Source organism: Bacillus sp. LM 4-2, assembly GCF_000978495.1.
GTDB classification, from domain to species: domain Bacteria; phylum Bacillota; class Bacilli; order Bacillales; family Bacillaceae; genus Bacillus; species Bacillus subtilis.
On sequence record NZ_CP011101.1, the window covers coordinates 999172 to 1010947 of the forward strand.

At 44.2% G+C, this 11776-nt stretch carries 12 protein-coding genes; 6 read left to right on the forward strand and 6 right to left on the reverse strand.

The features are described from left to right. Window positions 1–64 precede the first annotated feature (64 nt). From bslm_RS05045 to bslm_RS05055, 3 genes are all read left to right on the forward strand, one after another. A complete protein-coding gene (locus bslm_RS05045; protein WP_046380882.1) occupies window positions 65–934 on the forward strand; it encodes an SDR family oxidoreductase in 870 nt (289 codons plus the stop codon). Window positions 935–1183: 249 nt separating this feature from the next. Then, on the forward strand, window positions 1184–2581 hold the full coding sequence (gene bcaP / locus bslm_RS05050; protein WP_003245791.1) for a branched-chain amino acid transporter BcaP: 1398 nt from the start codon (window positions 1184–1186) through the stop codon (window positions 2579–2581). Window positions 2582–2699: 118 nt separating this feature from the next. Beyond that, window positions 2700–4055 carry a sodium-dependent transporter gene (locus bslm_RS05055; protein ID WP_003233348.1) on the forward strand — a complete coding sequence of 452 codons (1356 nt, stop codon included), beginning with the start codon at window positions 2700–2702 and terminating at the stop codon, window positions 4053–4055. 34 nt (window positions 4056–4089) lie between these two features. On the opposite strand, the gene pdxR is transcribed toward bslm_RS05055, so the two are convergent. After that, window positions 4090–5499, reverse strand: coding sequence for a MocR-like pyridoxine biosynthesis transcription factor PdxR (gene pdxR, locus bslm_RS05060; RefSeq protein ID WP_046380883.1), 1410 nt, complete (start codon window positions 5497–5499; stop codon window positions 4090–4092). Between the two features lie 109 nt (window positions 5500–5608). Here pdxR and bslm_RS05065 point away from each other — a divergent pair, with 109 nt between their 5' ends. Then, window positions 5609–6037, forward strand: a complete 429-nt coding sequence (locus tag bslm_RS05065) for a GNAT family N-acetyltransferase (protein WP_015483014.1) — start codon at window positions 5609–5611, stop codon at window positions 6035–6037. A gap of 30 nt (window positions 6038–6067) precedes the next feature. Here the strand turns inward: bslm_RS05065 and bslm_RS05070 are convergent, their stop codons facing one another. From bslm_RS05070 to sigM, 3 genes are read right to left on the reverse strand one after another with little or no spacing between them, the layout of a single operon-like run. Next, a complete protein-coding gene (locus tag bslm_RS05070; RefSeq protein ID WP_003233341.1) occupies window positions 6068–6358 on the reverse strand; it encodes an anti-sigma-M factor in 291 nt (96 codons plus the stop codon). Continuing rightward, entirely contained in the window at window positions 6346–7422 is a 1077-nt protein-coding gene (locus tag bslm_RS05075) for an anti-sigma factor (protein WP_010886459.1), read from the reverse strand. Before bslm_RS05075 ends, bslm_RS05070 begins: the two co-directional genes overlap by 13 nt. After that, window positions 7412–7903 (reverse strand): RNA polymerase sigma factor SigM, encoded by a 492-nt coding sequence (gene sigM, locus bslm_RS05080; RefSeq protein ID WP_003224177.1) that lies wholly within the window; start codon window positions 7901–7903, stop codon window positions 7412–7414. The genes bslm_RS05075 and sigM overlap by 11 nt, the downstream gene beginning before the upstream one ends. 197 nt (window positions 7904–8100) lie before the next feature. On the opposite strand from sigM, the gene akrN reads away from it, so the two are divergent. Next, window positions 8101–9096, forward strand: a complete 996-nt coding sequence (akrN, locus tag bslm_RS05085; RefSeq protein ID WP_046160377.1) for an aldo/keto reductase AkrN — start codon at window positions 8101–8103, stop codon at window positions 9094–9096. Between the two features lie 134 nt (window positions 9097–9230). Further along, complete coding sequence (locus bslm_RS05090; protein WP_003233335.1) at window positions 9231–9830, forward strand: 1-acylglycerol-3-phosphate O-acyltransferase; 600 nt, start codon at window positions 9231–9233, stop codon at window positions 9828–9830. 67 nt (window positions 9831–9897) lie between these two features. On the opposite strand, the gene bslm_RS05095 is transcribed toward bslm_RS05090, so the two are convergent. Beyond that, entirely contained in the window at window positions 9898–11232 is a 1335-nt protein-coding gene (locus tag bslm_RS05095) for a hemolysin family protein (protein ID WP_009966903.1), read from the reverse strand. 60 nt (window positions 11233–11292) lie between these two features. Next, the gene (gene cueR, locus bslm_RS05100) at window positions 11293–11724 is read right to left on the reverse strand and encodes a Cu(I)-responsive transcriptional regulator (protein ID WP_010886460.1); all 432 of its coding nucleotides are present in this window, start codon (window positions 11722–11724) and stop codon (window positions 11293–11295) included. Window positions 11725–11776: the final 52 nt, after the last annotated feature.

Sequence of the window (11776 nt, forward strand, 5' to 3'; positions counted from 1 at the left end):
GCGTTTAGTCATTTCTGTCGTGTGGTAACGTTCAGTATCAACCACATGTCTAGGAGTGATGAATGTGAACCCAATGGACAGACAAACAGAAGGACAAGAACCGCAGCATCAGGACAGACAGCCGGGTATTGAGTCAAAAATGAATCCGCTGCCGCTGTCAGAGGACGAGGATTATCGAGGAAGCGGAAAACTGAAAGGAAAAGTCGCGATCATTACTGGAGGCGACAGCGGAATAGGGAGAGCAGCAGCTATTGCCTTTGCTAAAGAGGGAGCTGATATCTCCATTCTATACTTAGACGAGCATTCGGACGCAGAGGAAACACGTAAACGGATCGAAAAGGAGAATGTCCGCTGCCTGCTTATCCCGGGAGATGTCGGGGACGAGAACCATTGTGAACAAGCTGTGCAGCAAACAGTGAACTATTTTGGTAAACTCGATATCTTAGTGAACAATGCCGCTGAACAGCATCCGCAGGACAGTATTCTCAATATTTCAACAGAGCAGCTGGAAAAAACCTTTCGCACAAATATTTTTTCCATGTTTCATATGACGAAGAAAGCTGTGCCACATCTGCAAGAGGGGAGTGCCATTATTAATACGACATCGATTACCGCTTATGAAGGGGATACGGCGTTAATTGATTATTCCAGCACAAAGGGTGCGATTGTCTCCTTTACGCGTTCCATGGCGAAGTCGCTTGCAGATAAAGGCATCAGAGTGAATGCGGTGGCGCCTGGTCCGATTTGGACACCGCTTATTCCGGCGACATTCCCTGAGGAAAAAGTGAAACAGCACGGCTTGGATACCCCAATGGGAAGACCGGGACAGCCGGTTGAGCATGCAGGCGCCTATGTTCTGCTGGCGTCTGACGAATCTTCCTATATGACAGGGCAGACCATTCATGTGAATGGCGGCCGTTTTATTTCAACGTAATCAACGAAAAACCAGCTCAAGAGCTGGTTTTTTTGTGTGGTGAAAAATTTCAAAATAAAAAATTTGTCGATTTTTCTAACAATTTTGTTTTCATTTTTGCAATTTTATATATAATATTGAGTAGGAGAAAGGAATGATTCGCGACCAGTACAAATATAGTAGAAAAAAAGAAAAATGACCATTGTTACTCATGAATTCAGAAAATTCAAATAAAATATATAAAAATAGATGATCGGGAGTTGAAGGGGAATGAAAGGGAGCGTTTTTAGGAAGAAAAGCATTCAGGATTTAATCGCTGCGACGAGCGGGGAAAAGTCTTTAAAAAGAGAATTAGGGGCATTTGATTTAACGTTGCTTGGAATCGGCGCCATTATTGGCACAGGGATTTTTGTTCTGACGGGAACAGGCGCAGTCACGGCCGGTCCCGGGCTGACGATTTCATTTGTTGTGGCGGCGTTGGCTTGTTTATTCGCCGCCCTGTCTTACGCGGAATTTGCGTCAAGTGTGCCTGTTTCAGGTTCGGTGTATACATTCACTTATGCGACATTGGGAGAGCTTATGGCCTTTATTATCGGGTGGGATTTAATTTTAGAATACATGCTGGCGGTAAGTGCAGTGTCGGTCGGCTGGTCTGGTTATTTCCAATCGTTTTTATCAGGGCTTGGCATTCATCTTCCGGTTGCTTTAACAGCGGCACCGGGCGCAGTGAAAGGCACCTTTACCCTGTTTAATCTTCCTGCATTCGTCATTGTAATGGCGATCACATATTTGCTTTATTTAGGCATCAAAGAATCAAAAAGAGTCAACAATATCATGGTTATCTTGAAGATACTGGTTGTTCTGCTGTTTATCGCGGTGGCAGCCGTTTACGTGAAGCCGCACAACTGGCAGCCGTTTATGCCAATGGGCTTTGGCGGCGTATTCAGTGCAGCGGCGCTCGTATTCTTTGCTTTTATCGGATTTGACGCTGTATCCTCTGCTGCGGAAGAAACGAAAAATCCCGCGAAGGATCTGCCTAAAGGCATTATTTTCTCTTTACTGGTCTGCACGATTTTATATGTCACCGTATCAGCCATCATGACTGGGGTTATCCCGTTTGCTCAATTTGCGGGTGTGGATCATCCGGTTTCTCTTGTTCTTCAAAGCGCAGGGCAAAATTGGGTGGCAGGCATCATTGATATTGGCGCCGTGCTGGGAATGACAACAGTTATGCTCGTGATGCTTTACGGGCAGACCCGCGTCATGTTTGCCATGTCGCGTGACGGACTTGTGCCGGGTTCACTTTCTAAAGTGCATCCAAAGCACAAAACACCTTATGTAGCCACTTGGTTTTTCGGAACGATGTCGGCGCTTCTCGGCTCACTTGTTCCGCTGGATGAACTTGCAAAGCTGGTAAACATCGGGACGTTGTCGGCATTTGTCCTGATTTCTGTGGCAGTTATCGTTTTGAGAAAGAAACAGCCTGATCTTCCGAGAGCTTTTAAATGCCCGGGAGTTCCCGTGATCCCAGGCCTGGCGATTCTGTTCTGCCTGTTCTTGATTTTAAATCTGGGATGGGTGACGATTGTCCGCTTCCTAGTGTGGCTGTTAATCGGCTTGGTAATCTATTTTCTGTATTCAAGAAAGCATTCAAAATTAAATCAATAACCTTTTGATAAAGAGAGCGTCCATACAGGCCGCTCTCTTTTCTGTTCTTCGCAAATGAATCTATAGAAATGAAGACAAAAATAAGAGATAATATAGGCTGGAAAGGAAGTGACGTTTATTGTCTGAGCAAAAACCAGTCCAATGGGCTTCGAAAATCGGTTTCGTCATGGCAGCGGCCGGCTCGGCTATCGGCTTGGGCGCGATTTGGAAGTTCCCTTACGTAGCGGGGACCAATGGGGGAGGAGCCTTTTTTCTTATCTTCGTGTTATTTACCATCCTCTTAGGCTATCCGCTTTTGGTGGGGGAATTTATTTTTGGAAGACGGAACCAGACGAATGCCATTGATGCATATAAAAAAGAAGCGCCGCGATCAGCTTGGTTTCTTACGGGGTGGATCGGCGTAGCCGCGTGTTTCTTAGTGCTGTCGTTTTACAGTGTAATTGGGGGATGGATTTTGCTGTATATCGTAAAAACGGCGTCAGGCTCACTGTCCGGGCTTTCTCAAGCACAGTATGGCGCTCTTTTTGCTTCTATTATCCAAAATCCGGTGCAGACGCTCGCGGCTCAGCTTGTCTTTATGGTACTTACTGTCATCGTTGTCGCAAGAGGGGTTCAAAAAGGGATTGAACGGGTAAGCGCGGTGATGATGCCGATTTTGTTTTTATTGTTTATTCTGCTCGTTCTTCGGTCTCTTACGCTTAATGGTGCAATGGAAGGCGTAAAGTTTCTGCTTGTGCCTCATTTCGGCGATCTGACTCCGGAATCCATATTATTCGCGCTGGGACAGGCCTTCTTTACGTTAACACTGGGGGTTTCGGTGATGGTGACCTACAGCTCCTATTTGCCGAAAACACAAAATATCCCTCGTTCGGCAGCCTCCATTGTCTTGATGAATATCATTGTGACACTCTTGGCAGGTTTGGCTATTTTCCCGGCGGTTTTCTCATTCGGTTTTCAGCCAAATGAAGGACCGACACTGCTGTTTACAGTGCTTCCGGCCGTTTTTGAACAGCTTCCGTTCGGCACGTTGTTTTTTATCGGTTTTCTCGTTGCATTTTTATTTGCAGCCTTAACCTCAGCATTTTCGATGGTTGAAATTATCGTTGCCACAATCGGAAAAGGGGACGAAAAGAAGAGAAAAAAACTGTCATGGACGAGCGGGCTTTTGATCTTTTTGGTCGGAATCCCATGCTGCTTGTCTTATGGCGTTTTGAGTGATGTGCACCTATTTGGCAAAACGTTTTTTGATATTGCCGATTTTACCGTCAGCAATGTTTTGATGCCTTCAGGCGCTTTGTTAATTTCTCTATTTATCCCGCTGAAAATTTCGAAAAGCGAACTCTTGGCTGAAATGCGAAATGGATCAAATGCAGGTAAAGCATTCTTTTACACATGGTTTTATTTGCTTCGTTTTATCGTGCCGCTTGCCATTATTATCGTGTTCTTAAATTTAATCGGAATTTTATCATTTTAAAAAACAGGCTCCGTTTCCGGGGCCTGTTTTTTATTTAATAAGATGATATCAACGGTGCCCATGCCGTTTTCAGTTTTTGGATGCCGAGCCTGATATCCTCTTCTGACAAACCGCCATAACCGATTAAGACAGAAGTAAAAGGCGTCTGTTCTATATATGAGGGAGACACGGGATAGAGGGTTACACCGTGGTCAGCGGCTGCTTGTATTGCTTCTTCCTCACTTGCTGGAAACAAAAGGCGCAGCAGGATGTGAAGCCCCGAGTTCTTACCGAGAATCTCAACGGTGTTTCCTAGTTCAGAGCGGATGGCTTCTAACAGGACAGCGTGTTTTTTTCGGTATAAGCTTCTCATTCTATTTATGTGTTTTTGCCACTCTCCGGTTTCGATGAAGTCTGCCAGTGCCAATTGCGAGTGAACAGAGACGGTCTGCTTCATTAACTGAGCATTGTTTTTGATCGGTTCCATGAGTTCAGGGGGCACAATCATGAAGCTGAGCCGCAAGGAAGGCAGAAGTGACTTTGAAAAAGTGCCCAGATATATGACTCTGCCATTCGGATCAAGACCCTGTAAAGACGGAATGGGATGGCCGCTGTAGCGAAATTCTCCATCGTAATCATCTTCTATAATGAATGAATTTGTTTCTGCCGCCCATGCCAGCAGCTCCTGTCTGCGGGTAATCGTCATAATGGTCCCAATCGGAAACTGATGCGAAGGAGTCGTATACATGAGATGAGGATTCTGACGGTAGAGCTCATCCGGCAGGACGCCTTCTGCATCAGAACAAATCGGAGTGACATCCATGTGATTTGCTTCAAACATCCTTCTTGAACGGTGAAAGCCCGGTTCTTCAAAGCCGATTTTTGTACCTGGCTTTAGCGAAAGGCAAAGAATTTGCAGAAGCACGGTGGTTCCTGCGCCGATGATAATCTGGCCGGGTTCACAATTTACTCCCCGAGACAGCCTGACGAATCGGGCAATCATGTGCCTGAGTTCGTATTCTCCTTGAGGGTCGCCAGAGGTGTGAAACGATCCGGAATAGCGATCAAGACTTTTTACTATGCTTTTTCTCCATGCGTTAAAGGGAAAGAGGGTCGGGTCAACGTTGCCTTGATGGAAGTCAATAGCAGGTGCGTTCTTTTCATGTAATCCCGGCTGTACAGACTGCTGAAAATGGTCAGGAGCTGTCGGGAAGCCTGGTTCTACTTCCGCCGCGAACCAGCCGATTTTTGGCTTGCTTTTGACATAGCCCTCAGCAGTTAATTGCTCGTAAGCTCGTTCTATAGTTGCCGTGCTGACATCGAGCAAGCTGGAGAGCCTGCGTTTTGACGGAAGTCTTGTTCCCTTTGTGATTCGCGCATATGAAATTTCTTGTTTAAAAAAGGTATAAAGCTGCTCATACAGCGGTGTTTTGCTCTTTTTATCAAGAAACGGCGTGATATCCATCTCGTGTCTCCTTTTTATCTGGCATGGTTATTTTTTCTGATATTGGCTATTTGGCAAATGCCATTTATTAGCTATGATCATTGTAACGAAAGGAAAGGGGATTGAGAAGATGATCCATATGAAACAATTAACCTCGAAAGAAGAATGGGCTGAGTCGTATCCGATTATGAGTGAATTGAGAACAGAACTGGATATAGAGACGTATTTACAAAGGCTTGAAGCCTGTGTGCAGAAAGAATCGTATATGCTGTTTGCCTTATATGAAGATACAGCAATCAGAGCGCTGTGCGGGGCTCTGCCGAGAGTTTCCATTCATAAAGGAGAGCACTTGTGGATTGCGGATCTTGTTACAACGGCACCTTGCCGATCAAAGGGATACGGCAAAATGCTTTTGGATTATGCCTCAGACTGGGCGAGAAAAGCCGGACTTGGTTTTGTCAGTCTTTCATCTGGCCTGCAGCGTAAAGACGCACATCGATTTTATACAGATAAAATGGGTTTTACTATAGAAAGTTATTTGTTCCGAAAACCGGTATAACGAAAAAAGACGCCTGAAAAGGCGTCTTTTTTAAAAGCCAAACTGTAAATTCGTATCTACAGATACAATGGTATACACACAAATAATCACAAAGAGATTAAGGATGACGCCGAGCAGGCCTGGACCTGTGCGCCCTCTCTTGATGAAGAGTTCAACAACGCCGAACGGAACGGCAGCCATGGCGAACGGAAGCATTTGATAGGAATAAAACGTGACGTTGCTGATAATGGCCAAATTCAGCAACAGCAGGGACAGAACCGCTGTCCCGACAGAGATCCAGCCGAATACATTGTGTTCTTTAAAAATTCTTACCAGTTCCATAATTCCACCTCGCCGACATTCGCTGATTTTACAGATTTATTTTTCAGCATGCGCTGGATTTCCTTGGTTGGCCCTGTAACGACCGAACCGTATACATTGACACCGTTTTTCTCTACATAATCTAATCGGTTATCTACATTCAGATCTTTCCGTTTTGAAATGACCTGAGCCCATTTTTCGTGTTTGGACATGAATTTCAGGGCGTTGATAAACTGATCGCCATTCGACTTGCCTTTTGTATTAAGGGCGGCCAGGAACTTTGAATCCTTTCCAGGATAGCCAAGAGGTTCTGTGGAAGCTGTCTTATTTGTGTTTTTCTCTGTTTCGATTGCGTTCCACAAAAAGCTCACATCATAGCCTTTGAATTTGTTATACACGTCTTTTGTCGGATATGCACGGTCATATGAAAGGTAGACCTCTGATACCGTTCCTTCAGGCAATGTGCTTAACGTTTTTTCTGCTTTTGCGGTCGTTTGTTCAGACTTGTTTGAAGGATGTGTAAAGTAATGGCCGGTTTTATTCACTTCTAAGTCATAGTAGTTTACTGCCGGCGCTTTTACTTTGTTATAAAACATTTCAACCCGTTCATTCCCTACGGCAGCCGTCTTCGTGCCAATCTGCTTTTGCAGCGGGAATTCCGTATTCATTCCAAATAGCTTCACTTGGCTTTTCAGTCCGGAAGTATCAACAAGAACATTCGGCATGGTCAGGGCTACAGTGACTGCGGCAGTTTCCATAAACTCATTGCCGGTGCTGTGTTTTCCACCCATTCCGTAATAGAGGTAGCTTCCCAGCGTACAAAGCGGCAAAATCATCAATGTCGAAATGACGGCAAGCACAGAAATTCGCAAATAAGACTTGCGTTTGCCGTAGGCTAAAATCGCTTTTTGTTTTTCAGGACTGATGCTGAGATCCCAATCGTTATCGTCCTCGAGTTCGCTGTCAATCAGTTCCTGATATACTTCAAGCTTCTCAAGTTCTTCCTCAAATGCAGTCATTTCCTGGTCGCTCATTTCCCCATTTTTATATTGATCAAAACGCTTTTTAAATTCTTCATTCATCATTAACACCTCTATTATAAAGTGCTTTCAGCCGCTGTCTGGCACGAAATAAAACACTTTTAAAATTCGCCTCTGAAATATTCATAATATGGGATGCTTCTTTGTAGTTTAACTCTTTTAAATAATATAGCGTTAAGGCCTCCCGATAATTATCGGGGAGCTCGGACATATAACCAGTCAGCACTTCCTTTATCTCTACCTGATGGGCAGGACTTTGAACAGCATTTTGAAAGAGGCTTCCGATTAAGTCATCAGAAATGGTTACTTCTTTCTTATGCTTTCTGACGTAATCAATGAAGGCGTTTCGCGCCACTTGAAAAAGCCAGGGCTTTACTTTGCTGTGATCATAGGAGTGAATGTGTATGTATGCCCGCATAAAGGTTTCCTGCAGCAAGTCTTCAGCAAGATGCTTGTCTTTTGTCATGGAGAGCAGGAACCTGTAAACATCATTCATGTACATTTGGTAAATTTCATCGATCGTCACTGCCTTTTCTCCCCTCTATGTTATACACGCATAAGAAAGGTTTAAAGTTGCACATTACATGCAAACGGCTTTTTTATACCTAATCAAACACCATTACTATATAGTACCCAAAAATGGCCCCAAAAGATAGTGCGGAGAAATGTTTAACATTTTTTCCAGAGGGGAAAAGATAGTGAAAAAAGTGAAGGAGTGGCACAATGGAATATACCAGTATAGCAGATACAGGAATAGAAGCCTCCAGAATCGGCCTCGGCACATGGGCCATTGGCGGAACGATGTGGGGAGGCACTGACGAAAAAACATCGATTGAAACAATCAGCGCCGCTCTTGATCAGGGGATTACACTGATTGACACCGCACCGGCTTACGGCTTCGGGCAGTCCGAGGAAATCGTCGGAAAGGCAATCAAAGAGTACGGCAAAAGAGACCAGGTGATTCTCGCAACGAAAACGGCTCTGGACTGGAAGAACAACCAGCTGTTCCGCCATGCGAACAGAGCGAGAATTGTAGAGGAAGTTGAGAATTCTTTGAAGCGGCTTCAAACAGACTATATTGATCTTTATCAGGTGCATTGGCCCGATCCGCTTGTGCCAATTGAAGAAACGGCTGAAGTCATGAAGGAATTATATGATGCGGGAAAAATCCGGGCGATTGGCGTCAGCAATTTTTCAATTGAGCAAATGGATACATTTCGCGCCGTCGCACCTCTCCATACGATTCAGCCTCCATATAATCTGTTTGAAAGAGAGATGGAAGAGAGTGTCCTTCCTTACGCGAAAGATAACAAGATAACAACATTATTATACGGCAGTATATGCAGAGGGCTGTTAACAGGCAAAATGACCGAAGAATATACATTTGAGGGCGATGATCTGCGTAATCACGATCCAAAATTCCAGAAGCCCCGCTTTAAAGAGTATCTTTCTGCTGTCAATCAATTGGATAAGCTGGCGAAGACACGTTATGGAAAATCAGTGATTCACTTGGCTGTCAGATGGATCTTAGATCAGCCGGGAGCGGATATCGCTCTTTGGGGAGCAAGAAAGCCTGGGCAGCTTGAGGCCCTATCTGAGATTACAGGCTGGACGCTGAACAGTGAAGATCAGAAAGATATCAATACTATATTGGAAAATACGATATCAGACCCTGTCGGACCGGAGTTTATGGCCCCGCCGACCAGAGAGGAAATATAACAAAAGCTGAGGGCGAATCCTCAGCTTTTTGGCGTTTAAACGAGAGAAATCTTAAAAATTAGTACCAGGTAATAAAAAATATTGTTATAATAGATGACAGAAAGAATCATTGATTACGACAAAGGAAGTGCGATATGTATAAGTTTTGTGCAAATGCTTTAAAAGTTATTCTTTCTCTTCGCGGAGGAGTGAAGGTGTATAACAAAGAAAACCTTCCGGCCGATTCAGGTTTTGTCATCGCGTGTACACATTCCGGCTGGGTTGATGTGATTACACTCGGAGTCGGGATTCTTCCTTATCAAATACACTACATGGCGAAAAAAGAGCTTTTTCAAAATAAATGGATCGGTTCGTTTCTGAAGAAAATTCATGCCTTTCCGGTAGATCGGGAAAATCCCGGGCCAAGCAGTATTAAAACGCCGATTAAGCTGCTGAAAGAAGGAGAGATCGTCGGTATCTTCCCAAGCGGAACAAGAACCTCTGAGGATGTGCCTTTGAAAAGAGGTGCGGTGACGATTGCGCAAATGGGGAAAGCGCCGCTTGTCCCCGCTGCATATCAGGGCCCTTCAAGCGGAAAAGAGTTATTCAAAAAAGGAAAAATGAAGCTGATTATCGGTGAGCCTCTTCACCAGGCTGATTTTGCCCACCTGCCTTCAAAGGAAAGACTTGCAGCAATGACAGAGGCTTTGAATCAGCGGATTAAAGAACTAGAGAATAAACTTGATCAGCTATAAGGCGTTCTGAGAGATTGCCCTGAACTGTGAAAATAAGAAAAGCACCTTATACAAGGTGCTTTTCTTATTATGCTTCCTGCTGGTTAGCTGTCTCCAGAAGTTCTTCTTCTTGAAGCTTTTTCACTTCAATATATGCGACGTGGTGGCCGTCAATTTCATTAATGATGAATTCGCAGCCCTCTTCGATGATGGAATCATCTTTTTCAACATCGTATTTTTGAGTAAGGAACCAGCCGCCGATTGTGTCGACTTCTTCGTTCTCTAAATGAATGCCTAGCAGGTCGTTTACTTGGTCAATTAACACTTTTCCGTCAAGAATATAATGGCCTTCGCCGATTTTGCGGATTTCGCTAATTTCATCAATATCAAATTCGTCGCGGATTTCACCGACAATTTCCTCAATGATGTCCTCAACCGTCACAAGCCCGGCAGTACCGCCGTATTCATCAGACAAAATGGCCATGTGGACCCTCTCTTTTTGCATTTTGACAAGCAGGTCTTGGATCGGCGCAGATTCAATGACATGAATGATCGGGTTGACGAATTGAGAAATGGTGGAATCAACAGATACCTCACCGCTGATGCAGGCGGTCAGCACTTCTTTAATGTTAATAACCCCGATAATGTTATCTTTATCGCCCTCTTCCACAGGGTAGCGGGTATATTTTTCAATCTGAATGATGTCCATCATTTCAGAAATCTTGATATCATGCGGAAGGCTGACAATTTCGGTCCGCGGAATCATAATTTCTTTCGCGAGCCTGTCGTCAAATTCAAAGATTTTATTCACATATTTAAACTCTGATTGGTTGATTTCACCGCTTTTATAGCTTTCAGACAAAATGATTCGCAGCTCTTCTTCTGAGTGTGCCAATTCGTTTTCTGAAACGGTCTCCAGGCCAAATGCTTTGGTCAATAACCGTGCGGAATTGTTCAAAAGCCAAATGAATGGGAACGCGATGCGGTAAAACCAAATCAGCGGTTTCGCAAACAGCATAGACACTGCTTCCGCCTTTTGGATAGCGACTGTCTTAGGTGCAAGTTCTCCGACAACAACGTGTAAGAACGTGATAATGGCATACGCAAAAATAAACGATATGACATGTGAAAGGGAACCTGGTACGTTCATTTGTACGAAAAGCGGGTGAAGCAGCCTTTCGATCGTTGATTCACCTAAAACCCCTAATCCGATGGAAGTCAATGTAATTCCGAGCTGACACGCAGATAAATATTCATCAAGATGCGTGGTCACTTTTTTTACGGCTATTGCTGCTTTATTTCCTTCCGCGATCAGCTGATCGATCCGTGAGCCTCTGATTCTGATAATGGCAAACTCAGATGCCACGAAAAATGCCGTCAGGGCGATTAAAACAGCAACTAAAATCAAATTCACTATGTCCAATTAGAACCTTCACTCTAGCAATGAGAATGAAGGTAACACCTCCTGTTAGATAAAATGGTTTTAACTTAACAGCAGCATAAATGATTGGAACACGGCGAGCTTTTCAGGCGGGAGTTTGCTTTTCAGCTTGTCACGATCCTCGGGCTTCAGCCGTTCAAACCGATGCAAGATTCCGGAGATGTTTTGATTCATATGATCAATTTCTAATGCCAGATTTCCAATTTCATCATCAAGTTTAGCTGAAGAGGGAAACTGGTTCTCCAGTCGATCTTTAATATCGGACAGGGCCAATCGCTGCTTCTTGCAATCTACAATAAATATAAGTCGTTTGAGTGCATTTTCGTCGTAGTAACGGTAATTTGAACAGGATCTGGCCGGCGTAAGCAGACCGAGATTCGTATAATAATCAACTGTCCGTTTCGTTACTCCGGCGAGTGCCGCTAGTTCACTGATGCGATAAGTCTCAGCCCCATCTATATCCCTCCCAACCATCACGTTATAGTTATGAGAATAGTTTAATATATGAACGGTGTCTTGCACAAGT